The organism is Streptomyces sp. NPDC001709 (assembly GCF_053596375.1).
In genome coordinates this window covers 338,831-361,186 of the sequence record NZ_JBSFGB010000002.1, presented here as the reverse complement: position 1 = coordinate 361,186, position 22,356 = coordinate 338,831, and the positions used below count along the sequence as shown (strand labels likewise).

Sequence of the window (22,356 nt, the reverse complement as noted above, 5' to 3'; positions counted from 1 at the left end):
CGTCACCGTATCGCGGGCGTCAGGACGTTCTGATCTCCCGCTCCAGTTGCGTGGCGAGCGAGACATAGCGGGGGCGGCGGTGCACCGGGACCAGGCCCCGGATCAGCAGGTGCCACATCTCGGCCACCCGGCGCGGCAGCCGTCCGACCGGTTCGAGCGAGCGCCCGGCGACCCGGGTGCCGACGAAGAAGGAGACCAGGGAGTGCGCGACGATGCAGACGTCGAGATCGCCGTGCACATCGGCCTCCCTGACTGCCTGCTGGAACTTCCGGGTGGCGAACTCCAGCCATACGGTGAACGGGTGCCTGAGCGGCGGCCGTATGGCGATGTCGGCGGTGGCGAGCCGGAGCGCGGCGCGTGGCACCGGGTCCGCCACGGCGAGCCTGGCGACCCCGAACGTGGTGCGCATCAGGGCCTCCAGCGAGGAGTAGCCGCGGCTCTCGACCTCGGCGATGAGCTGCCGCCCGGCCTTCGCGTTGAGTTCGAGGATGGCGTGGGCGAGGTCCTCCTTGGCGGCGAAATGGAAATACAGCGCACCCTTGGTGACCTTCGCGTGTGCGACGATGTCGCTCAGGCTGGTGGACTCGTAGCCATGCCGGTCGAACAGATCGGCGGCGGCCGTGATGATCGTTGCCCGGGTCTGCTCGGCGCGTAACTGCCTTGCCATCCTGGCACCCCTCCTCGCGCTCGAAAAGAACAGCACGTGCGGTTTGTTTTTAACCCCCCGCATACGATAACTCACAAATGGCAGCGGGAGTCCGGGGCGCGGGCCGGCGCTGCGAAGCGTGTCACCGGCAGATCCGACAGCGGACGACCCCTCGGCGGTACGTGAACGGACGAGACCAGAACGGTTTTCCCCTCCCTTGCCCGACTGCTCGCGGCAGCCGCGCGCGGCGGGTGCCGGACCCATGATCGCCACGATACGAGGCCGACGGCCGGCTCCTCAACGGGGCCGCGAAGGAGGCGAGAAACATCCCAACCGGTCGGTGGTCTTCAGGACCCGGATCACCGGTGCGCCGGGCCGGCTGAACACACGGAACGCCGCCGCCGTACTGGAGCCCGCAGACCCCGTTCCCGCGCCCGCCGAGGAGAAGTCCCGGATGACTCGGACGACCGCCCGCCTGAGCGTCACGGCGGCCGCCACCGCGGCCCCGCTCCTGCTCCTGCCGTGGGCGGCGGGGTCTGCCCAGGCACACGGAGCGCCCACGGACCCGGTCAGCCGGGTCTACGCCTGCTCCCCCGAGGGCGGCGACACGGCGCGCTCGGCGGCCTGCCGGGCGGCGATCGCGGCGAACGGCGCTCCGTTCACCGCGTGGGACAACCTGCGCGCGGCAGGGGTGAATGGCCGGGACCGGCAGACGATTCCGGACGGCAGACTGTGCAGCGGGAACCTGCCGGCGTACCGGGGCCTGGACCTGGCGCGGCGGGACTGGCCGGCGACACGGCTGACGCCCGGCGGCAGGCTGACGATGACGTACGCCTCGACGATCGCGCACACGGGCACGTTCAGGCTGTACCTGACCAAGCCCGGCTACGACCCGGCGAAACCGCTTACTTGGTCCGACCTGCCGGAGCGGCCCTTCGCCCAGGTCAACGATCCGCCGCTGCGGAACGGGGCGTATCACATCGGCGCGACCCTGCCGGCGGACCGGACGGGGCGTCAGGTCCTCTACACCATCTGGCAGAACAGCAGCACGCCGGACACCTATTACTCGTGTTCCGACGTGGTGTTTCCGGACAAAGTCGCGGCGGGCGCGAAGAGTGCGGGGGGCGAGAAGGGTGCGCAGGGTGCGCGGGCAGGGGAAACGAAGGTGACACCGGTTACGACGACAAGTCCGGCCCCCGCCATTGATCCGGCCCCCGCCGCGGAGGGGCGCGCCGCCCAGGACACGGGCCCTTCGGCGCCCGTGCTGGCGGGCGGCGCCGCCGCGGTGCTGGTGCTCACCGGGGGCGCCGCCCTTGCGATGCGTCTACGACGACGCTGAACTCGGCTTTCTGGATGATCAGTTGACGTAGACCGGTGCGCCGCCGTCCGTCACGGGCGCGTACTTGGCGGTGAAGTAACCGCTGGCAAAGCACAGCGACGAACCGGAGCTCTTGGTGAACTGCTGGTTGGTGAAGGTGATGCTGCTGTCGGTGTTGTCGGCCTTCCCGGTCAGGGACGCCGCCCGGTAGACGCAGGTGATGGAGCCCAGCAGGGTCTTCAGCTTGACCGTGGTCTGGATGGTGGAGCCGCTGGCGGGCGAGACGGTGAGGGTGCCGTCGGAGGCGACCGTCGCCGTGTAGGGCAGGTTGTCGACGGTGATGCCGCTGACGCCGGTGACGCCGACGACGTTGCTGGTGCAGGAGGCGGCGTCGAAGGTGTGCCCGGTGACGGACTCGGTGGCCGTGCCGGGGGCGGTCGGGTTGCCGGTGACCGTGGCGGTGAACTGGGAGGACGTGCACTTGACGCCGCTGGTGCCGGTCGCGCTGGAGTAGAGCGTGGCGAAGGTGCCGGAGGCCAGCGGGGCGATGAGGGTGTCGCCGGTCGCGACGGCGGTGCCGCCCGCGCCGCCGGTGGTCAGGACGGCGGCGCCGTCGGCGGAGGCGGGGGCGGCCACCGCGAGGGCGAGTGCGGTGGCGGAGCCGGCGAGGGCGAGGAGGGATCGCGTGCGCATGCGGGTGTCTCTTTCCTGGGTGGGGGGTCCGGATGAGGTGAGGCGGGGGTTGCGGACAGCGCCGTGAGGCGTGGTGCGCACAGCGCCGTGAGGCGGGTGTGCACAGCGCCGTGAGACGTGGCGCGGTGTTGTACGGGTGGTGTACGCGGGTGGCCGCCGGCGCAGGGCCGTGGCGCCTTCTCCGTACGCGACGGAACCGGCGACGGCGGCGGTCCGGGCACCGGCCGAAGACCCGGGGGAAGGCCTTCGGCCGGGCCGGCGGGGCGGGGCAGGGCACGGCCGGGGGAAGGGACCGTGCGCGGCCACACCTAGGTGAACGGTTTCCATGAGCCGAGTCGAGCGGTCGGCGTGTGCGGCCGGGAGACGCGGCCGGTGCCGCTCGGCGGATCCGGCGCCACGGATCCGTGAAACAGGGGAATTTGTAGACCTGATCAACCGTCAACGTCAAGGCCGCCAAAGGGAGTTGTGGGTAGCGGTCGCGGTCCGCGCACATCCGACACCCTTTTTTCACATCTCCCTTGACCCCTCAAAGTAACCGGCGGTAACTTCCTCGGAGGCTACTGCCGCGTAACGAGAAAGCCCTTGCTCCACCGGGAGTGCGAGGAAGGCGTGCGCGGCGGTCGCCGTCCGCGCCAGGACACCGCGCCACTGAAGCCCGACCCGCGTTGATCCATGCCCATGGGAGCAGACATGGCCTCGTCCCCGGACGTCCCGTCCGTCGGCAACACCCCCGAGAACCCGGGAAACGGTTCACCGTCCGAAGCACCGCGGACAGCCGCGGCCGGGACCGCCGGCGGCGAGCGACGGGGCCGGGTCCGGGCCCGCCGCGCCGCGGTGATGGCCGTACCCGCCACCCTCGTCGCCGCAGGTCTCGCGGTCCTCACCGCGCAGGGGGCGCTGGGCGTGCAGTTCGCGATATCCGGCATGCCGTTCACGGTCACCGCGACCGAACTCAACGGCACCGGCTTCGAGCAGTTCGGCGGCCTCGACACCATGGCGGACGGCAGCCCGAACGCCGGGGACTCCGGCGGTCAGGTGCTCGTCGTCACCTCCGCGATCAAGAACGCCACGCTCACCAAGCTGTGCCAGAGCGTCGACCTCGGCGGCACCAACCTGCTGATCACCGCGGGAAGCGGTGCCGACAAGGTGACCGCGAGCGACCTGACGACCGACTCCACGGAGCTGTCCGGCGACGCGGCGTTCAAGAACATCGAGATCGGCAACGACGCAAGCACGCTGAACAAGGCGAACGCGAAGGGCCCGATCGGCGTCTTCAGCCAGCAGGCCGACACCGTGCGCATCGCCAACCTGCGGCAGACCAACTACGCGACCACGGCAGGGGTGTTCAAGCTTCCCGGCCTCAAGCTCCGCTTCAGCGGCTCGGGTTGCTGAGCACGGTGGCGGACCGTCCACGCCCGGGAGCGCGGGCCGCCTTCCGCGGGTGGCGGGCCCGCCGGCCGTTCTGGGGCGGGCTGCTGCTCGCCCTGGCCGGCGGCGAGATCCTGCTCACCGAGAAGGCCTCGCTGAAGGTCGTGATGCACATCGGCATGCAGGGGCTGGCCGGTTACCTGCTGCCGTCGCTCATGGCGCTGCTGGGCCTGCTGATCCTCTTCAACCCCGCGCAGCGGCTCTTCTACTCCCTCACCGGCGTCCTGCTCTCGCTGGGCAGCTGGGTCACCTCGAACCTGGGCGGCTTCTTCATCGGCCTCCTGCTGGGCGTGACCGGCAGCTGCCTCACCTTCGGCTGGCTCCCCGACCAGGAGCCGCGCGTCAGCCGCCGCAAGCGCCGGAAGCAGGCGCGGGCGATGGCGGAGGGGGCGGAGGGCACCGCTGCCTGAGGGTTGGGCGGCCTGCGCCCGGCTCACTCTGGTCTCGGATCAGAGCGTCCAGGAGAGCCCCGCCGACGTCACGCTGCGGGACGCCCGCGAGGGCGGGTCTTCGCCACGGTGAGGGCGAGGGCGTACAGGCCGAGGACTGCGGCGAGCAGCAGGTGGTACGCGGCGGGCAGGGCGGTCAAGCCGAGCGCGGCGCCGAGCGGGCTGGGCGGTACGGCGAGGCCGACGACGGCGAGGAGGGCGGCGGCCCAGCCGACCGGTCCCGGCCGGCCGCCGCACAGGAGGCGCCGGCCGTCCCGCAGGAGCAGCATGACCAGCGCCTGGGTGAGCAGGTTCTCGGTGAACCAGGCCGAGTGGAACACGGCCTCGTCGTCCAGGGCGTCGGGGCCGTCCAGCGCGAGCGCGAGGACGCCGAAGGTGGCCAGGTCGGCTACGGCGTTGAGCACGCCGAAGCCGGTGATGAACCGCAGAAAGGCGGGCGGCCGCAGTACGGTCGGCCGGCGCAGCTCGCGCGGGGCGGGGTGGTCGTGGGCGAAGGCGAGCTGGGCGGCGTCGAAGCACAGGTTCTGTGCGAGCACCTGGACCGGGAGCATCGGCAGGAAGGGCAGCAACAGCCCGGCGGCGAGCATGGCGAGGACGTTGCCCAGGTTGGAGGAGAGGGTCACGCGCAGATAGGCGGCGATGTTGGCGCTGCTGCGCCGGCCGGCGGTGACGGCGTACCCGATGGCGGTGAGGTCCTTCTCGGCGAGCACGACATCGGCACTCTCCCGGGCCACCGCCACGGCCCCGCGCGGCGCGATCCCGACATCGGCGGCGAGCAACGCGGGCACGTCGTTGACGCCGTCCCCGAGAAACCCGACGGTGTGCCCGGCGGCCCGCAGTCCGGCGACGAGGCGGGCCTTGTCCTCGGGGGTGCAGCGGGCGACCACCGTGGTGGATCCGCCGCGGATCGCCCCGGTAGCGGCCCGAACGTCGGCTGAGCCTGCCGGGAACGCGTCGGTGCCGGCCGGGGCAGCGTGAGTGCCGACCCGCACGTCATCGGCGCCGGCCCGAACCCCGTCCGCGTCAGCCCGGCCCCCGTCGGCGCCGCGCCGGACACCAGTGCCCGCCGGGCCTACGCCGGCGCCGTCGATGCCGAACGAGACCTCGTCGACCCGACCCCGACCCGCACAGCCATGAGCACCAGCCGCCCCTCCCCCACGCGGGACCTCGACGGCGTCGCCCCCGGCCGTCCGTACCTCGGCCGGTTCCAGCCCCAGCTCGCGGCAGACGCGGGCCGCGGTCGCGGGGTGGTCGCCGGTGAGGATGTGGACGGTGATGCCGAGGGCGGCGAGGGTGCGCAGGGAGCCGGCGGCGCCGGGGGTGAGTTCGTCGTGGAAGGTGACCAGGCCGCGGAAGGTGAGGCCGCGTTCGTCGGCGGGGGTGTACGGGCGGGTGCGGGCGGGTCGTTCGGCGGTGGCGACGGCCAGCACGCGCTGCCCGGCCGCCGCCTCGCGTGCGGCGAGCCCGAGCAGCCGCCGCCGCTCGGCGGCCGGCAGGTCGCAGCGGTCCAGGACGTCCTCGGCGGCGCCCTTGGTGATCAGCAGATGGTGCCCGAGCCGGCCGGCGACGACGGCGGTGGCGAGGCGCCGGCCGGGCGCGACGGGCAGGGCGGCGAGCCCGTCGTACTCCTCCCCCGCCTCCCCGGCGACGTCGAGCAGCGCCTCGTCGAGGGCGTCCGGGGCGGGCAGTTCGGCGAGTTGCAGGGTCCACCAGGCGCCGGCGGCCGCCCAGCGCAGCACCTCCGGGTCGTCCCGGCCGTCGGGTCCGAGCGCGCGGGTGGCGACGGGCCGGTCCTGGGTGAGGGTGCCGGTCTTGTCCACGCACAGCACGTCGATGGCGCCCAGGTCGTGCAGCGCGGGCAGCCGCCGTACGACGACCCGGCGGGCGCGGGCCAGCAGCGCCGCGCTGCGCGCGAGGCACGTGGTGACGATCACCGGGAGCATCTCGGGGGTGAGCCCGACGGCCACCGACACGGCGAACGGCAGGGTCTGCAGGCCCCGGCCGCGCAGCGCCGCGCCCGCCATGAGCACCAGCGGCGGGGTCAGCAGCATGAACCGGACCAGCACCCAGGCGATGCCGTGCACGGAGCGGTCGAAGGCGCTGGGCCCGCGCGGCTCCGGCGAGGGCTGTGCGGCGGCGAACCGGGTGCGCGGCCCGGTCGCCACGACGACCGCGGTGGCGCTGCCCGCCACGACCGCGCTGCCCTGGAAGCACAGATGGGACTCGGCGAGCGGCTCCGGCAGCTCGGCGGCGGCCTTGGACACGGGCGCGGACTCGCCGGTGAGCGCGGCCTCCCGCACGGTCAGCCCGCGGGCGCGCAGCAGTCGTACGTCGGCGGGGACGAGGTCGCCGGGGCCGAGCCGTACGACGTCGCCGGGTACCAGGTCGGCCACCGGGACCTCGTGGGCGCGCGGGTCGGCGGTGTCGTCGGTGCGGCGCAGCACGGTGGCCGTGCCGGCGACCAGGTCGCGCAGGGCGGCGAGCGCGCGGTCGGCGCGGCGCTCCCCGGCCGCGCGCAGCACGCAGCTGACGGCGACCAGGGCGAGGATCACCGTGGCGGTGCCCCAGGACGCGACGAACGCCGAGACCAGGCCGAGGACGAGGAGCACGGTGGTGAACGGGTCGCGCAGGCCGCGCAGACAGCGCCGGAGCGCCGAGGGGGTGCGCGGGCGAGGCGGCGTGTTCCCGCCGTATGCGCTGAGCCGTAGGGCCGCCTCGGCGTCGGTGAGTCCACGCGGGCCGGTGTCCAGGCGCCGCAGCACCTGGAGGGACGTTGCGCCCACGGGTCCGCTCGTAGGTCCGGATCCGGTCACCGGGCCCGCCGGGGGCTCAGAGGCCATGGAGGCGGCGGGCCGGGGCCGGGACGGCGAGGTCCCGTTCGGCGAGCCGGCCGACGAGCAGGCGTACGACGTCGACGACGGTGGCCTGTCCGGCGGCGTCCACGAAGTACACCTGGCGGCGGCCCTCGCGACGGGAGCGGACGAGCCCGGCGAGCTTCAGCTTGGTCAGGTGCTGGCTGACGGCGGGCAGCGCGCCGCCGACCCGCTCGGCGAGCCCGGTCACGTCGCTCTCCCCGTGGATCAGCGCCCACACGATGTGCAGCCGGGCGGGCGAGGCGAGCAGCCCGAAGGCGGCGGCCGCCTCGGTGAGCACCTCGGCGGAGGGGTCCTGATGGCCGGTGCCGGGCGCTGTCGCCACTGTCGCCTTCCTCTGTTCGGTCTGTGTGCGGGGATTCAGTCTAGGTCGGCGGGAACTTCCCGGACGTCCCATGGGCTTCTCCGTCCCCCGTCCCGACCCTGCCGCTCGCCGCCCAGGCCACGCCCAGCAGCCCGACGGCCACCCAGCACGCGCCCTGGGCTGCGCCCTGGCCCGTCCCGGCCAGGTACGTGCTGCCGAGCACCGCCACCCCCAAGGTGGCCCCCAACTGCTGTACCGCGTTGAGCAGTCCGGCCGCCGAGCCGACCTCACGGGGACGCAGAGGTCGCAGGGCGAGGGTGAAGAAGGCGGGGGTGAACAGGCCGGCGCCGAGGCCGACCAGGGCAAGGGCGGGCAGCAGGGCGAGCGGGTAGTGCCCCGACGTGGTCGTCCGGTAGGCGGCCACGCCGGCGAGCAGTCCGGTCAACAGCACCCCGAGCCCGTAGGGCATCACCCGGCGCCCGTACCGCCGTACCAGCCGCGAGCCCGCCCACCAGGAGGCGAGGGCGAGCCCGGCGGACCACGGCAGCAGACTCAGGCCCGACGCCAACACACCGGTACCGGCGCCGAGTTGGAGCTGGAGGACGACCACGACCGTCAGCCCGTTGGTCACCGCGAAGAACGCCGTGGAGGTGACGAGAGCCGCCGGGAAGCCGCGGTGGGTGAACAGGGAGGGCTCGAGAAGGGGGCGGGGCGTGCGCCGCTGGTGCAGGGCGAAGGCACACAGGGCGAGGACACCGGCGCCGAGCAACAGCCAGTCGTGCGCGGGGAGTCGGCGGAGGTCGCCGCCGATCAGGGGGTACACCAGCAGCCCGGTGCCGAGCGCGGCCAGGGCCGTGCCGGTCCAGTCGAGGGGCGGTCGGTGCGGGGCGCGGTTCTCCGGCAGGTTCCGGGCGAGGGCCAGGACCAGCGCGGCCACCGGCACGTTCACCAGGAACGCGGACCGCCAGGACGAGCCGAACAGGTCGGCGTGGGTCAGCACACCGCCGACGACGGGCCCGCAGACGGCGGCGAGGCCCATCACCGGCCCGATGCTGCCCAGTGCCTTCGCCGTCTCCTCCCCCGTGAACATCGCCTTGATCAGCCCGATGGTCTGCGGAATGATCAGCGCCGCCGCGGCGCCCTGCACGGCCCGGAAGGCGATGAGCAGCCCCGGCGACGGCGCCAGGGCGCAGGCCACGGACGCCGCCGTGAACACCGTGACACCCAGGACGAACATCCGGCGCCGGCCCGCGATGTCCCCGAGCCGCCCGCCGGTGATCAGCAGCACGGCGAACGGCAGGGTGTAGGCGGCGCCGAACCACTGCACGTCGGAGACCGGCCCGCCCAGGTCGGCGTGGACGGCCGGGGCCGCCACCTGTACGACGGTCGCGTCCAGGAGGTTCATCGCCTCGCCGAGCAGCAGGGCGGCCAGGGCGGGCCAGCGCCTACGGTATGGAGTGGCGACAGCCACCTGTTCCGTGGTCATGGGGTTCCCCTCACGCTCGCTACGGGGCCGGAAAGCGGCCCCGGAGCGAGGGTGGGGGAGACGGACGGAGTGACTCCACCGGGAACAGCCTGTGCGCGGATTTCTTCCATCCGCCCCGCTGTTCGTGAAGGAATCCGACAGGGCTTTCGCTGTCGTCAGTCGTCAGTCGTCTGTCCCCTGTCGTCGTCTGTCAGGTGCGGGTTCAGGCGAGTCCCGCGGACTTCAGCCAGGCCTTGGCGACGTCCAGCGGGTCCTTGCTCTGGACCTGTACCTGGGTGTCCAGTTCCAGCAGGGTCGCGGTGTCGAGCTTGGCCGAGACCGCGTTGAGCGCGTCTACGCCCTTCTGGGACAGGGCGCCCTTGTGGACCAGCGGCTGGACGTTCTCGAAGCCGAAGAGGTTCTTCGGGTCCTGCAGGACGACGAACTTCTCCTTGGAGATGGTCGGGTCCGTGGTGAAGATGTCGGCGACCTGCACGGCGTCCTTCTTCAGCGCCGCCTTGGTGAGCGGGCCGCCCGCGTCCAGCGCCTTGAAGGACTTGAACTGAAGGCCGTAGACCGACTTCAGGCCCACCAGGCCCTGCTGCCGGGTCTGGAACTCCGGCGAGGCGCCGATGACCAGGTCCTTGGCGCTGTCCTTCAGGTCGGCGATGGTCGACTTCTCGGTGAGGTGGTACTTCTTCGCGGTGGCCGCGTTGAGCGTCACCGAGTCCTTGGACTCCGCCGCCGCCGGCTTGAGCAGGGTCAGCTTGGAGTCCAGCTTGGCCTCGATGGCCGTCGTGGTGGCCTCGGCCGTCGTCGGCTTGGCCTTCTGGTCGAGGTAGGCCAGCAGCGCGCCGTTGTACTCGGGCAGCACCTTGATGGAGCCGTTCTTGATCAGCCCGTAGGTGGTCTCGCGGCTGCCGATGTTCGGCTTGTAATCGACCTTGATTCCCTTGGCCTTGAGGGCCTCGCCGTAGATGTCGGCGAGCAGGGTGCTCTCGGGGAAGTTGTTGGATCCGACGACAACGGTGTCGCCGCTTGCCTTGTCGTCCGTCAGGGGGTTGCTGCCGGACTTGCCGTCGGTGGAGGAACAGCCCGCCAGCAGAGCCGTCGTCGCCGCGAGGGCGACCACCGCCGCGCCTCGGTTCCTCCGGATGGACCTGCTGATGCGGTTGGTGGAAGTCACCTGCTGATCCAATCCAGCCGATTCTGGGTCAGTCAAGGGGCGCGGATTCCCGATTGGCCTCGATCTGTGGTCAGTTGCGTGCAGAGAGCAGTCCCCTTGTAACGGATTCTTCATGAAAGGCGCGCCGAACGGACAACCAAGTCGGCTTGGGCTCAGCCGCTTCGGCGTACCCCCGGCGAGACGGTGATGCGGGAGGCCGCCCAGAACACCACGAGGGTGGCGAGGGCGAGTCCGGCGACCAGGCCGGCGCCGCCGACGACCTTCGCGTAGTCGCGCTGGTAGAGGCCGTCGATGATGTAGCGGCCGAGGCCGCCGAGGCTGACGTAGGCGGCGATGGTCGCGGTGGAGACGATCTGGATGGCCGCGGTGCGCAGGCCGCTCAGGATGAGGGGAAGTGCGACCGGCAACTCGACCTGGAACAGCACCCTTGCCTCGGGCATGCCCATGCCCCGGGCGGCGTCCACGGGAGAGGGGTCGACGGAGCGGATCGCCTCGTAGGTGGTGACGAGGATCGGCGGTACGGCCAGCACGACCAGCGGGATCATCACCGGCAGCAGACCGAATCCGATCCAGATGAACATCAGGACCAGCAGACCGAAGCTGGGCAGGGCCCGGCCGGCGGTGGCGATCAGGGCGAGGGCGTTGCCGCCGCGGCCGTAGTGGCCGGTGACCAGGCCGATGGGCAGTCCGATCAGGGCGGCGAACAGCAGCGCCTGCAGGGAGTACTTGACGTGTTCGGCGAGCCGGGTGGGGATGCCGTCGTAGCCGTGCCAGTGGGCGCTGTCGCTGAAGAAGGCGTGTGCGAAGTTCAGGACGTTCACCGGGTGGCACCCTTCCTCGGCATCCAGGGGGTGAGGAGGCGGCGGACCAGGACCAGCAGGGCGTCGGCGAGGACGCCCAGCACCGCCGTCGTCAGCACCGAGTTCACGGCCAGGGCGGGCCGGTGGTAGGCGGTGGCGTCGTTGAGCATGTTGCCGAGCGCACCCTGGTTGCCGATGAGCATGCCGACGCTGACCAGGGAGAGGCTGGAGACGACCGCCACTCTCAGGCCCGCGATGATCGCGGGGACGGCTATGGGCAACTGGATCTGGAGGTAACGGCGTACGGGCCCGAAACCCATGGCCTGCGCGGCGGAGAGGGTCTCCTGGGGGACCGAGCGGACGCCGTCCACGATGCCCGGCACCAGCACCACCAGGCTGTAGACGGCCAGCGGGATCATCACCGTCGTCTCGCTCTGCCCGAAGTAGTCGATGAGGACGACGAAGAAGGCCAGCGAGGGGATGGAGTAGAGCACGGTGGTGATGCCGAGGACGGGCGGGTAGACCCAGCGGAAACGGACGCAGAGCTGGGCCACCGGCAGCGCGACGAGCAGCGCGGCCAGCACCGGCAGCAGCCCCTCGCGCACATGCAGGCCGACGAGGCCGAGCCAGCTGTGCTGGAGGTCGCTCGGCAGATCGAAGAAGCCGTTCATCGGGCGGCCTTGATGTCGGTGCCGTCCCCGGCGCCGGCGCCCTCTGTGGCGTCCGCGCCGTCCGCGGCCGGGCCGTTCGCGGCGTCGCTATCGTCCGCGGCCGGGCCGTCCGCGGCGTCGCTATCGTCCGCGGCCGGGCCGTCCGCGGTGTCGGCGCCCTCTGTGGCGTCCGCGCCGCCCCCAGCCGGACCCTCCGCAGCGTCGCCACCGCCCCCAGCCGAGCCCTTCGCGGCGTCGGCGCCCTCTGTGGCGTCCGCGCCGCCCTCAGCCGGGCCCTCCGCAGCGCCACCACCACCCCCAGCCGGGCCGTCCCCAGCCGGACCCGCAGCGCCACCACCGCCCCCAGCCGGGCCGTTCGCGGTGTCGGTGCCGTTCGTGGCCCGGCCGTGGGCGGTGCGGATGGCCTCGCCGATGGCCTGCTGGGAGACGACGCCGACGGCGCGTCCGTCGGCGTCCACCGCGACGGCCCAGCCGGCCGGGGAGAGCACGGCACCGTCGAGAGCGGCGCGCAGCGAGTCCTTGCCGGGTACGAATGGCCGCCCGTGGTCGATGAGTCGGCCCTCGTCGATGGCCCCGGCGGTGAGCCGGTCCGGCTCGCTCCAGCCGAGCGGCCTGCCGTCGAGGTCGGTGACGAGGAGATAGGGGGCGTCGGAGCCGGAGGCGAGCTGGGCCGCATCGGCGTCGATGCCCACGATCGGCGCGGTCTGCAACTCCAGGCCGGCGGACGGGAAGAAGGACAGCCGGCGGATGCCGCGGTCGGCGCCGAGGAAGTCCTCCACGAAGGCGTCGGCGGGCGCGCTGAGCAGCTCGGCGGGCGGGGCGAACTGGGCGAGCCGGCCGCCGGTGCGCAGCACGGCGACCATCGTGCCGAGCTTGATCGCCTCGTCGATGTCATGCGTGACGAAGACGATCGTCTTGCCCAACTCGTCCTGGATACGTAGGAGTTCGTCCTGGAGTCCCTTGCGCACCACGGGGTCGACGGCGGAGAACGGCTCGTCCATCAGCAGCACCGGCGGATCGGCGGCGAGCGCCCGGGCCACTCCGACGCGCTGCTGCTGGCCGCCGGAGAGCTGGTAGGGGTACCGCTTGGCGAGCGAGGCGTCGAGCCCCACGCGCTCCATCAGCTCGGCGGCCCGGGTGCGGGCCTTCTGCTTGCCCCAGCCGAGCAGCCGGGGCACGGTGGCGATGTTGTCGAGGATGGTGCGGTGCTGGAAGAGCCCGGCGTTCTGGATGACGTAACCCATCGAACGGCGCAGGGTGTTGACCGGCTGCTGCCGGATGTCCGTGCCGTCGAGGAGGATGCTGCCCTCGCTGGGCTCCACCATCCGGTTGATCATCCGCAGGGTCGTCGTCTTGCCGCAGCCGGATGGCCCGACGAGGACGGTGATCGCGCGGTCCGGTATCTCCAGCGACAGCCCGTCGACCGCGACCGTGCCGTCCGGGTACCGCTTGGTGACTGAGTCTATCCGTATCAAAACGCCGAACACCCTTCGGGTTTGGCAGCTTCCGCCCGTCTTCGGCCAAGGTCGTCGGTGCGCAGGCCGTTGCGGGGAGAGTCTAGACCGCGAGTGTTTCAGCGTTTTGGCGGGCGAATGGCCGGCCCACCGGAAGGCCCCGGCGAGCGTCGGACAGGCCTAGGCCGCCACCGGCAGTCCCGCAGTGCGGACCACGCGTCGTGCGGTGTCCACCGCGAACACCTCGCAGCCGGTGCGGGCGGCGGCCCAGGCGGGGCCTTCGGCGCCCAGGGCGAAGGCGGCCGTGGCGGTCCCGTCGGCCTCGGTCAGGGTCGGGGCCACCACCGTGAGGCTGAGCAGCCCGGTCGCGGGGCGCCCGGTGCGGCCGTCGAGGATGTGCTCGCCGCGCTCGTACCGCCCGGAGGTCGCCACGGCCGCGTCGGTGACCGCCAGCACGGCGCAGAGCCGGTCGGCCTGTTCCGGATGCCGTATCCCGACCCGCCACGGCCCGCCGGAGACCACCACGTCACCGCCGGCGTTGAGACAGAACCGCCGCGCCCCGGCGGCCGCCAGCAGCCCGGCCGCCCGCTGCACGGACCAGCCCTTGACCACCGCGCAGGGATCGAGGCCCCGGCCGGGCAGCCGGACGTCGAAGGCGCCGCCGGTCGCGGCCCGGTACTGCTCGCACAGGCCCAGGACCTCCGTCAGGTCCGCGCTCAGCTCGTCCTCCGTCAACTCGTCGCGCCCGTACCGGGAGACCTCGCTGTCGTGCTTGAACGGGCTGAAACGGGCGTCCACTTGGCGCAGCCAGGCGAAGACGGCGTCCGCGGCCGCCCCGAAGTCGCCCTCGTCGTCGATCCGCAGCGAGACGGGCAAGCCCATGACGTGCTCGACACGCCGCATGTCAGGTGCCCTTGGCGTCGAGTGCGGCCTGGAGGGACTCCTTGTATCCCTCGCTCGTGATCGTGGCGCCGGACACCGCGTCGATATGGGCGCTCTGCGCCTTGAGCGTCTCCGCGATCAGCTGGGGTACGGCGAACGCGGTCTGTCGGTGGTGTGGCGCCTGGAGCATCCGCACGGAGGCGATCCGGTCGCCCCGGAGGGTCACCTCCACCTGGATGACGCCCTTCGACGTGTTCACCGCGGGGCCCGGGAGGACCTTCACGGACGGCGCAGGAGACGGAGAAGCCGGGGAAGTCGAAGCCGGGGAAGTCGCGGGGGGCGAGGGCGCGGTGGCCGGCGTCGAGGCCGGCTGGGCGGTGTCCGTGGTGCCGATCGAGGGATGGTAGCGCCACACCGGGATCAGGCCCGCGACGGTCAGGACGAAGACGGGAATGACTCGCTTCACGGTGGGATGCCCTCTCTCAGCCCGCGAGGCTGAAGCGCTCGAAGTGGATCTGCCGCTTGGGCACGCCCAGGTCGGCCAGGCTGCGCAGCACGGCGGTCATCATTCCGGGCGGTCCGCACAGGAAGACGTCCCGGTCGCCGATGTCGGGGACGAGCCGCGCCAGCTCGCGCGGGGGGAGCTTGTCGGGGGCGACCGGTCCGGTCACCAGGTGCAGCTCGGCCCCCTTGGTGAGGGCGAGGTCGCGCAGCTCGTCGTACAGGACGGCGTCGCGGTCGGTGGCCACCCGGTAGATGACCACGGCGTGGCCCTCCAGGTCCTCCAGCAGCGCCCGGATGGGGGTGACGCCGACGCCGCCGGCGATCAGCACGGACTCCGGGCGGGTGCGGTGCAGCGTGGTGAACGCGCCGTAGGGGCCCTCGGCGAAGACGCGGGTGCCGACCTTCAGCCGGCGCAGGGCGGCGCTGCCGTCGCCGGACGCCTTGGCGGTGAGGCGCAGGGTGCGGCCGTCGGGGGCGGCCGACAGGGAGAAGGGGTTGGCCTGCCACCAGCGGCCCCGGGTGAGGAACCGCCAGAGGAAGAACTGGCCGGCCCGCGCGGGCAGCCGGTCCAGGTCGCGGCCGGTGACGTAGACGGAGACGACGTCGTCGGACTCGGGGACGACCGCCGCGACGCGCAGCCGGTGCCGCAGGTTCCGCCACAGCGGCAGCACCAGCCGGCCCAGGAACACCGCGCCGAGGGCGACGCCCCACACGGTGTACCAGTACGCCCTGGCGGTGGGCGACGCGGTAAAGGTCGTACCGACGGCGACCTGGTGGGTGAAGGCGAGGACGACGGCGACGTAGGTGTACAGATGGATGAAGTGCCAGGTCTCGTAGGCGAGTCGGCGGCGTGCCCAGCGGGCCGAGACGACGCCGACCACGAGGAGCAGCGCGAGCGCGACGACGGCGCGCAGCACGCCCTCGACGGTCTCAACGAGGTTCACCAGCTGGTTCACCGGGTCCATCGAGGATTCCCGGGCGTAGCCGAAGGTGATGAACACGGCGTGGGTGAGCAGGGTCCACACGACACCGATGCCGGTGCGGCGGTGCCAGGCGGTCAGCCGGTCCATGCCGATACGGCGGTCCAGCCAGGACAGCCGGGCCACCAGCAGCAGTTGGAAGGCCATGAGGAGGGCGCCGTACAGGCCGGCGAGGCGGCCCAGCACGATCAGTGGGTTCGAGGCGAATCCGGCCTGGGCGAAGAACCAGGTCACGACGGCCACGTTGGCGGCCAGCAGGATGTAGAGGCCGGTACGGGCCACGACCTGGGGGCGGATCGCCGTGGGGGGCGCGGTTCGGGACTGCAGGGTCGTCACGGACGCTGCTCCTTGATCGGGTCCTGGGTGACGAGCTTCGCCCGCGGATGCTGTCGTTCTCCTGCCGGACGACTTTCACTTGAGTATCGATACGGCCCGCGGGGACCCGCAGCTCGGCCGGGGCCGAACGGGTGCCGCAGGACGGGCGGGTGGAGAAAGTACGGCTGCTGGTCGTGGACGACGACCCGCCGGTCTCTGCCCGACGCGGAGCCGGCTGCGCAGACGGACTACCCCCTACGGCGCGACCTCGTTGTCGGCGAACCCCCCGGGACGGGCATGCGGGCGGCAGGCGAGCGCGGCGACGTCGTCCTCCGCGTGCCGCGCGTCCAGCCGCTCCAGGATGATGTCCAGGACGTCCTCCAGCCCGCCCCCACCGGGAAAGCGAACCGCGGCCAGCCGCTCCAGCGACCGGTCGATGTCCTCCCCCCGCCGCTCCACCAGCCCGTCGGTGAACAGCACCAGCGTCTCCCCCGCGGCCAGCGGGTGCGTGGCCGACTCGTAGCCGCCGAGCCCGGTGCCGAGCGGTGGCCCCACCGGGACGGACAGCAACGAGGCCGCACCGCCGGAGGAGATGCGTACGGGGGGCAGATGCCCGGCGCTGGCCAGCGTGACCTGGTGGCGCCCCGGGTCGACGCGGGCGAGCAGACAGGTGGCGGGCCTGAGGTCCGCCTCCCGGGAGGCGATGTCGTCCATCTGCCGCAGTACCCGGTGCGGGGGCAGGTCGGCGGAGGCGATGTAGCGCAGGGAGGAGCGGTAGGCGTTCATGTCGACGGCTGCCTCCAGGCCGTGCCCCATGACGTCGCCGACGACCAGCAGGGTCCGGCCGAAGTGCAGCCGTACGGTCTCGCACCAGTCGCCGCCGACCAGCACGCCTCCGCCGGCCGGCAGATAGCGGACAGCGATGTCGAGGTTGGGGTGCGGGCGGCCGGGCTCGGAGAGCAGGGCGCGCTGCAGGTCGCCGGCGGTGCGGTTGACGCTCGCGTAGGCGCGGGCGTGCCGGATGTGGGAGGCGGCGCGTTCGGCGAGCGCGCTGAGCAGCTCGGCCTCGGGACGGCGCAGCGGCTGCCCGGAGCGGGCCCACACGAGGACGCCGTACCCGTCGTCGCCGCTGGTCAGCGGCGCGCACAGGGCGATCCGGGTGGGGGTGGCGCGCGCGTACTCGACCCAGGGCTCGGGCTCGGCGGCGAGCGCGGGTACGGCCGCCTCGCGGGCCACCGCGGTCGCCCAGCGGGCGTCGGGCAGTGTGTCGGCGTCCCCGGTGATCGCCTCGTACCCGGAGATGGTCTGGCCGGTCCGGCGCATCACGGCGGCCGTCCCGCCGGCCAGGCGCACGGCGGCCCGGGTCAGCTCGGCGCAGGTCACGGCCTCGTCGAGGGTGGTGCCGATACCGGCCAGCACGTCCCGCAGCACGCTCAGGCGCGCGCCGGCCGCCGCGTCACCGGCGGCCGACAGGCCGTCCGCGTCCTGTGTGGACCCGGCGGTGTCCGCGGAATCCTCGGTCGGCGCAGGCCTGCGGTGGGACTGGATCCAGTGCGCCACACCCAACACCCTCACAGCGTCTCAAACCGGAGCGAGTGGGGCACCGGCCTCATCCCACCCAGCGCCCCCGACAGCCCCAGGCCAGGACATGAGTCCCGCTCCGGTGTCCGATGGCGTTCATCTTCGACCGGACGAGACTCGTCGAGGACGCTTTTTGCCAGATTCCCAGGTTGGGAGTCAGCCCTCGGCGGGCGTCAGCCGCAGGGAGATGGAGTTGATGCAGTACCGCTGGTCGGTCGGGGTCGGATACCCCTCGCCCTCGAAGACATGGCCGAGGTGGGAGCCGCAGCGGGCACAGCGCACCTCGGTGCGGACCATGCCGTGGGAGCGGTCCTCGACCAGTTCCACCGCGTCGGTGTCCTTCGGGTCGTAGAAGCTCGGCCAGCCGCAGTGCGACGCGAACTTCGTCTCCGACGTGAACAGTTCGGCGCCGCAGGCACGGCAGGAGTAGACGCCCCTGGTCTTGGTGTCGGTGTACTCACCGGTGAACGCCGGCTCGGTGGCGGCCTGGCGCAGCACGGCGTACTCGGCCGGGTTCAGCTCCGCCCGCCACTGCTCGTCCGGCTTCTCGACGTCGTACGACATGAGCGTCAGCCCCTTTACTCCGACAGGCGGTCCAGGATCAGCGGGCCCAGGTCGGTCACGTCACCCGCGCCCATGGTGAGAACGAGATCACCGGGCTTCGCCATTCCCGCGATCACCGCGGGGATCTCCGCCTTGTCGTGTACGGCGGTGACGTCGGCGCCGGCCGCGCGCGCGGCCTCGATGATCAGCTCGCTGGTCACGCCGGGGATCGGGTCCTCGCGGGCCGGGTAGATGTCGAGGACCACCGAGGCGTCGGCGAGGGCCAGTGCCTGTCCCATCTCCTTGCCCAGCTCCTGGGTGCGGGAGAACAGGTGCGGCTGGAAGACGACGAGGATGCGGGAGTCACCGGCGGCGGCGCGCATGGCCTCCAGGTCGGCGGTCATCTCCGTGGGGTGGTGGGCGTAGGAGTCGATCACCTGCACTCCGGCCGCCTCGCCCTTGAGCTGCAGGCGCCGCTTCACGCCGGTGTAGGCGGCGAGCGCGGGCGCGAGCCCGTCGGCCGGGACGCCGAGCGCGGCACCGGCGGCGAGCGCGGCGACGGCGTTGAGGGCGTAGTGGCGGCCGGGGACGGACACCGCGAAGGTCAGCTCCTGCCCCTCCAGCAGGACGGTGACCTGGCTCTTCAGCCCCTGCGGTACGACGGCGAGCACCCGTACGTCGGCGTCGTCCGCCTCGCCGTACGTCACCGTCTTCACGGACCCCGCCAGTCGCCGGGTCAGCTCCCGCGCGCCCTCCTGGTCGGCGGAGATCACCAGCGTGCCGCCGGGCACGATCTTCCCGGCGAAGGTCTCGAAGGACTCGTAGATCTCGTCCATCGAGGCGTAGTTGGCGTGGTGGTCCAGCTCGACGTTGAGGACGATGGCGACCTCGGGCGCGTACTTGTGGAAGCTGCGGTCCGATTCGTCCGCCTCGGCGACGAAGATATCGCCGTCGCCGTGCAGCGCGTTGGAGCCGGGCGCGTCGAGGTCGCCGCCGATGGCGTACGACGGCTTCAGGCCCAGCTCGGTCAGGGAGACGGCCAGCATCGAGGTGGTCGTCGTCTTGCCGTGGGTGCCGGCCACGGCGATCGGGCGCAGTCCCTCCATCAGCGCGGCGAGCGCGTCGGAGCGGTGCACCACCGGGATGCCCAGCTCGGCAGCGCGGGCCAGCTCGGGGTTGTCCCGGCGGATCGCCGACGACACCACGACACAGCTCGCGTCGTCGGCGAGGTGCTCCGCCGCGTGCCCGATGTGCACGGTGACCCCGAGCGCCCGCAGCGCCTCGGCGGTCGGCGACTCCTTGGCATCACTCCCGGCGACCCTGCCCCCGCGCTGCGCCAGGATCTTGGCGATCCCCGACATCCCGGCGCCACCGATGCCGATGAAGTGCGGTCGGTCCATGGCGGTAGGAAGGCCGGGTGCCATGCGTTTCTCCCAGATACGGTGCGGGCTGGAGCGTGCCTAGCCTATGCGCTCGAGCACGGGTCGCCGTGCAAGGGGCGGCCTAGGCCTTGCTGTGCGAGAACAGCTTCAGCACCGGCACCCCCACCTTGTGCCGAGCCCGAGAAGCCCAGTCCCGGTGGAAGAACTCCTCCACGTAGTGGGGGTCGGTGAGCACGATCACCTCATCCGCGTTCACCTCGGCGACGCGAGACTTCAGCGCGTCCAGCGGATGATCCTCGACCAGCTGCCCCTGCGCCTGGCTCCCCGCCGCGCGCAGCGCCTGCACGGACACGTCCAGCGCCTGCTGCCCGACGCTCCTGGCGTCCTCCCCCTCCGGCGTCTCCCGCTCCCGCACCGCCTCGTCGAGTTCGCCGAGCGCGATGTCGTCGATGGCCCGCAACAGGCGGTCCGCCTGGTCGCCGCGCGGCTGGAGGAGCACGTGGAACGCGACCGGCTCGTCTCCGTGCAAGGTGGTGACGAACTCCACGTCGGCGGACGTCAAGGCCTTCTCGATCATCAGAACGCTTGTGAACACCGAACGCCTCTTCTCCTCCGTGGGCCCTGACAAGACCCCTGCGGAAACCATCCTGCCCCGTGATCGCACGGGATCTGCGGACTAAGTCTGCCCTCCGGAAGTTAAACGGAACGGTATATTCCGCTGATTTCAGGACCGACGGTAACGACCGAACAGGAATCCGGCCTCTTCAAGGAGGGACACGAGTTCGAACCGGCGCGGCACGGCGACCGACGGCCCCCCGGCGATCCGCTGCGCGTCGCCCGCGGTGAGCATGGGCGAGAGGGTCACGCACATCTCGTCCAGCACCTCGGCGGCGACCAGCTGGCCCAGCAGCCGGGGACCGCCCTCGGTGAGCAGCCGGGTGTGACCGAGGCCGGCCAGGGCGCGCACCGCCCGCGCGGGGTCGACGCCCAGGCCCTCGCCGGCGATCACCACCTTGGCGCCCGCCTTCTCGGCGGCGGCGACCCGGTCGGCGTCGGCCCCTGCTCCGGTCAGGATCAGCGTGGGCACCACGGGCGAGGTGAACAGCGGCAGCGAGAGGTCCAGTTCCAGGCTCGCGCTGACGACCGCGATCGCGGCTGCCGGGCCCTGTCCGGCGGCGGCACGGGCCGCGGCGAACCCGGCACGCGCGCGTGCGGGGCGGTACCCCTCCTGACGTACCGTTTCCGCGCCCACCACGATCACATCCGCCAGCGCCCGCAGCGTGCCGAAGATGCGCATGTCGGCGGCGCTGGAGATGGGCTGGGAGCGCCCCTCGTGCTGGGCGGCGCCGTCGAGCGTGGAGACCATGTTGGCCCGCAGCCAGGGCCGTGCGGCGCCCGGTGCCGGATCCGGGTAGGCGTAGGCGGCGGCCAGCTCGGCGAGTGTCCACTCGCGATCGACGAGGGCGGAGGCACCGGCCACGGCCGCCCCCCGGGTCCCGGCAAACCCCCTCGCACCCTCCCTCTCGGCCGTCCCGCCGGAGGTCTGGGGTGCTGTCTCGTCGGTCACAGGGAACAGGCGTCGCATGTCGTGCAGTGTGGCACGGCACTTAGCATGGGTAACCGTGTCGTCCTCCACCGCCGCCCCCGGATCCAGCCCTCTGACCGAAGCGGGCCCCCTCTCCCTGTGCGTCCGTGAGCCGCGCGTCCCCGCGGACCGGCTGGTCGCCGAGATGGTGCCGCCCCCACGCTTCGACTCGGTCCGCTTCTCGACGTACATACCCGACCCGCACCAGCCCAGCCAGTCCGAGGCCGTGCGGGTACTCGACGGCTTCGCGGCCGGGCTGGGCGGGGCGCACGCGACCGGCGCCGGCCGGCGTGGCCTCTTCGGCTTCGGCAGGGCCAGGGCACCCAAGACCCCGGCCGGCCCGCGCGGGGTCTACCTGGACGGCGGTTACGGCGTCGGCAAGACCCACCTGCTCGCCTCCCTGTGGCACGCCACCCCCGCCGAGCCCTCGCTCAAGGCGTTCGGCACCTTCGTGGAGCTGACGAACCTGGTCGGCGCCCTCGGCTTCCAGCAGACGGTGCAGACCCTCTCCGGCCACCGCCTGCTGTGCATCGACGAGTTCGAGCTGGACGACCCGGGCGACACGGTCCTCGTGTCGACCCTGCTCGGCAAGCTGGTCGAGGCGGGCGTGGCGCTCGCCGCCACCTCCAACACACTGCCCGGCAAGCTGGGCGAGGGCCGGTTCGCCGCCGCCGACTTCCTGCGCGAGATCCAGGGCCTGTCGGCCCACTTCCGCACCCTGCGCATCGACGGCGAGGACTACCGCCACCGCGGTCTGCCCGAGGCGCCGAAGCCGTTCACCGACGAAGAGGTGACGAAGGCGGCCTACGCCACCGCGGGCGCCTCCCTCGACGACTTCCCGCACCTGCTGGAGCACCTGGCCAGGGTGCACCCGAGCCGCTACGGCGCACTGACCGACGGGCTGACGGCCGTATGCCTCACCGATGTGCGGCCGGTGCCCGACCAGTCCACCGCGCTGCGGCTCGTGGTGCTCGCGGACCGGCTCTACGACCGCGAGGTCCCGGTGCTGGCCTCGGGGCTGCCGTTCGACCGACTGTTCAGCGAGGAGATGCTGAACGGCGGCTACCGCAAGAAGTACTTCCGCGCGATATCCCGGCTCACCGCGCTGGCCCGCGACGCGAAGGGTCTCGTCGGCTCCTAGTCAAGAGCCAGATCAAGCCACACAACCGGCACTTTTCACGCTCTCTTGCGCCCGTAACGCGCTGTTAACCCTGCAAAGGACTTTGCAGGGTTAATCTGTTTCTTGACCAGCCATTGACCAATGCTTGGTCTGGACAAGAGGTGTGAACTTCCGGAA

20 protein-coding genes and 1 pseudogene are annotated in these 22,356 nt (G+C 72.3%); 4 read left to right on the top strand and 17 right to left on the bottom strand.

Annotation, left to right across the window (positions count from 1 at the left end):
* Nucleotides 1-19 precede the first annotated feature (19 nt).
* Nucleotides 20-667 (bottom strand): ScbR family autoregulator-binding transcription factor, encoded by a 648-nt coding sequence (locus ACWC0C_RS04485; RefSeq protein ID WP_449194731.1) that lies wholly within the window; start codon nucleotides 665-667, stop codon nucleotides 20-22.
* Between the two features lie 433 nt (nucleotides 668-1,100).
* On the opposite strand from ACWC0C_RS04485, the gene ACWC0C_RS04480 reads away from it, so the two are divergent.
* Nucleotides 1,101-1,985 (top strand): lytic polysaccharide monooxygenase, encoded by an 885-nt coding sequence (locus ACWC0C_RS04480; RefSeq protein WP_450861721.1) that lies wholly within the window; start codon nucleotides 1,101-1,103, stop codon nucleotides 1,983-1,985.
* A gap of 18 nt (nucleotides 1,986-2,003) precedes the next feature.
* Here ACWC0C_RS04480 and ACWC0C_RS04475 read toward each other — a convergent pair whose 3' ends face one another.
* Nucleotides 2,004-2,657: a Tat pathway signal sequence domain protein gene (locus tag ACWC0C_RS04475; protein WP_450861509.1), complete on the bottom strand. Its 654-nt coding sequence runs from the start codon at nucleotides 2,655-2,657 to the stop codon at nucleotides 2,004-2,006.
* A 690-nt stretch (nucleotides 2,658-3,347) separates the two neighbouring features.
* Here ACWC0C_RS04475 and ACWC0C_RS04470 point away from each other — a divergent pair.
* Together ACWC0C_RS04470 and ACWC0C_RS04465 are read left to right on the top strand one after the other, a co-directional pair.
* Nucleotides 3,348-4,049 carry a DUF6230 family protein gene (locus ACWC0C_RS04470; RefSeq protein WP_449194734.1) on the top strand — a complete coding sequence of 234 codons (702 nt, stop codon included), beginning with the start codon at nucleotides 3,348-3,350 and terminating at the stop codon, nucleotides 4,047-4,049.
* A complete protein-coding gene (locus ACWC0C_RS04465; protein ID WP_450861507.1) occupies nucleotides 4,043-4,495 on the top strand; it encodes a DUF6114 domain-containing protein in 453 nt (150 codons plus the stop codon). Before ACWC0C_RS04470 ends, ACWC0C_RS04465 begins: the two co-directional genes overlap by 7 nt.
* 68 nt (nucleotides 4,496-4,563) lie before the next feature.
* Here the strand turns inward: ACWC0C_RS04465 and ACWC0C_RS04460 are convergent, their stop codons facing one another.
* The 15 genes and pseudogenes from ACWC0C_RS04460 to ACWC0C_RS04390 all read right to left on the bottom strand — a co-directional run bounded on the left by ACWC0C_RS04460 (nucleotide 4,564) and on the right by ACWC0C_RS04390 (nucleotide 21,059).
* On the bottom strand, nucleotides 4,564-7,374 hold the full coding sequence (locus ACWC0C_RS04460) for an HAD-IC family P-type ATPase (protein ID WP_450861505.1): 2,811 nt from the start codon (nucleotides 7,372-7,374) through the stop codon (nucleotides 4,564-4,566).
* Nucleotides 7,364-7,732: an ArsR/SmtB family transcription factor gene (locus tag ACWC0C_RS04455; RefSeq protein WP_449194737.1), complete on the bottom strand. Its 369-nt coding sequence runs from the start codon at nucleotides 7,730-7,732 to the stop codon at nucleotides 7,364-7,366. The genes ACWC0C_RS04460 and ACWC0C_RS04455 overlap by 11 nt, the downstream gene beginning before the upstream one ends.
* A gap of 40 nt (nucleotides 7,733-7,772) precedes the next feature.
* Nucleotides 7,773-9,197 (bottom strand): MFS transporter, encoded by a 1,425-nt coding sequence (locus ACWC0C_RS04450; RefSeq protein WP_450861503.1) that lies wholly within the window; start codon nucleotides 9,195-9,197, stop codon nucleotides 7,773-7,775.
* Between the two features lie 202 nt (nucleotides 9,198-9,399).
* Nucleotides 9,400-10,362: an ABC transporter substrate-binding protein gene (locus ACWC0C_RS04445; protein WP_449194739.1), complete on the bottom strand. Its 963-nt coding sequence runs from the start codon at nucleotides 10,360-10,362 to the stop codon at nucleotides 9,400-9,402.
* A gap of 152 nt (nucleotides 10,363-10,514) precedes the next feature.
* On the bottom strand, nucleotides 10,515-11,183 hold the full coding sequence (locus ACWC0C_RS04440; protein ID WP_449194740.1) for an ABC transporter permease: 669 nt from the start codon (nucleotides 11,181-11,183) through the stop codon (nucleotides 10,515-10,517).
* Nucleotides 11,180-11,833, bottom strand: a complete 654-nt coding sequence (locus ACWC0C_RS04435; protein WP_449194741.1) for an ABC transporter permease — start codon at nucleotides 11,831-11,833, stop codon at nucleotides 11,180-11,182. Before ACWC0C_RS04435 ends, ACWC0C_RS04440 begins: the two co-directional genes overlap by 4 nt.
* Before the next feature lie 359 nt (nucleotides 11,834-12,192).
* A pseudogene (locus ACWC0C_RS04430) lies at nucleotides 12,193-13,308 on the bottom strand (ABC transporter ATP-binding protein); the annotation flags it as partial.
* Between the two features lie 159 nt (nucleotides 13,309-13,467).
* Entirely contained in the window at nucleotides 13,468-14,190 is a 723-nt protein-coding gene (locus ACWC0C_RS04425) for an FAD:protein FMN transferase (RefSeq protein WP_450861500.1), read from the bottom strand.
* A gap of 1 nt (nucleotide 14,191) precedes the next feature.
* Nucleotides 14,192-14,635: an FMN-binding protein gene (locus ACWC0C_RS04420; RefSeq protein WP_450861498.1), complete on the bottom strand. Its 444-nt coding sequence runs from the start codon at nucleotides 14,633-14,635 to the stop codon at nucleotides 14,192-14,194.
* Between the two features lie 16 nt (nucleotides 14,636-14,651).
* Nucleotides 14,652-15,989 (bottom strand): ferredoxin reductase family protein, encoded by a 1,338-nt coding sequence (locus tag ACWC0C_RS04415; RefSeq protein WP_450861497.1) that lies wholly within the window; start codon nucleotides 15,987-15,989, stop codon nucleotides 14,652-14,654.
* Between the two features lie 234 nt (nucleotides 15,990-16,223).
* Nucleotides 16,224-17,528 (bottom strand): PP2C family protein-serine/threonine phosphatase, encoded by a 1,305-nt coding sequence (locus tag ACWC0C_RS04410; RefSeq protein WP_450861495.1) that lies wholly within the window; start codon nucleotides 17,526-17,528, stop codon nucleotides 16,224-16,226.
* 177 nt (nucleotides 17,529-17,705) lie between these two features.
* The gene (msrB, locus tag ACWC0C_RS04405; protein WP_449194746.1) at nucleotides 17,706-18,113 is read right to left on the bottom strand and encodes a peptide-methionine (R)-S-oxide reductase MsrB; all 408 of its coding nucleotides are present in this window, start codon (nucleotides 18,111-18,113) and stop codon (nucleotides 17,706-17,708) included.
* Between the two features lie 14 nt (nucleotides 18,114-18,127).
* On the bottom strand, nucleotides 18,128-19,516 hold the full coding sequence (gene murC / locus ACWC0C_RS04400; RefSeq protein ID WP_450861494.1) for a UDP-N-acetylmuramate--L-alanine ligase: 1,389 nt from the start codon (nucleotides 19,514-19,516) through the stop codon (nucleotides 18,128-18,130).
* 79 nt (nucleotides 19,517-19,595) lie between these two features.
* Complete coding sequence (locus ACWC0C_RS04395) at nucleotides 19,596-20,069, bottom strand: indole-3-glycerol phosphate synthase (protein WP_449194748.1); 474 nt, start codon at nucleotides 20,067-20,069, stop codon at nucleotides 19,596-19,598.
* A 129-nt stretch (nucleotides 20,070-20,198) separates the two neighbouring features.
* Complete coding sequence (locus ACWC0C_RS04390; protein WP_450861492.1) at nucleotides 20,199-21,059, bottom strand: pyrimidine reductase family protein; 861 nt, start codon at nucleotides 21,057-21,059, stop codon at nucleotides 20,199-20,201.
* A gap of 37 nt (nucleotides 21,060-21,096) precedes the next feature.
* Between ACWC0C_RS04390 and zapE the strand changes: the two genes are divergently transcribed.
* Nucleotides 21,097-22,200 (top strand): cell division protein ZapE, encoded by a 1,104-nt coding sequence (gene zapE, locus ACWC0C_RS04385; RefSeq protein WP_449194750.1) that lies wholly within the window; start codon nucleotides 21,097-21,099, stop codon nucleotides 22,198-22,200.
* Nucleotides 22,201-22,356 lie beyond the last annotated feature (156 nt).

Coding starts and splice junctions, on each gene's coding strand:
- ACWC0C_RS04485 (WP_449194731.1), bottom strand. CDS start 667: ATGGCAAGGCAGTTACGCGCCGAGCAGACCCGGGCAACGATCATCACG.
- ACWC0C_RS04460 (WP_450861505.1), bottom strand. CDS start 7,374: ATGGCCTCTGAGCCCCCGGCGGGCCCGGTGACCGGATCCGGACCTACG.
- ACWC0C_RS04470 (WP_449194734.1), top strand. CDS start 3,348: ATGGCCTCGTCCCCGGACGTCCCGTCCGTCGGCAACACCCCCGAGAAC.
- ACWC0C_RS04425 (WP_450861500.1), bottom strand. CDS start 14,190: ATGCGGCGTGTCGAGCACGTCATGGGCTTGCCCGTCTCGCTGCGGATC.
- ACWC0C_RS04480 (WP_450861721.1), top strand. CDS start 1,101: ATGACTCGGACGACCGCCCGCCTGAGCGTCACGGCGGCCGCCACCGCG.
- ACWC0C_RS04450 (WP_450861503.1), bottom strand. CDS start 9,197: ATGACCACGGAACAGGTGGCTGTCGCCACTCCATACCGTAGGCGCTGG.
- murC (WP_450861494.1), bottom strand. CDS start 19,516: ATGGCACCCGGCCTTCCTACCGCCATGGACCGACCGCACTTCATCGGC.
- ACWC0C_RS04390 (WP_450861492.1), bottom strand. CDS start 21,059: ATGCGACGCCTGTTCCCTGTGACCGACGAGACAGCACCCCAGACCTCC.
- ACWC0C_RS04435 (WP_449194741.1), bottom strand. CDS start 11,833: ATGAACGGCTTCTTCGATCTGCCGAGCGACCTCCAGCACAGCTGGCTC.
- ACWC0C_RS04475 (WP_450861509.1), bottom strand. CDS start 2,657: ATGCGCACGCGATCCCTCCTCGCCCTCGCCGGCTCCGCCACCGCACTC.
- msrB (WP_449194746.1), bottom strand. CDS start 18,113: ATGTCGTACGACGTCGAGAAGCCGGACGAGCAGTGGCGGGCGGAGCTG.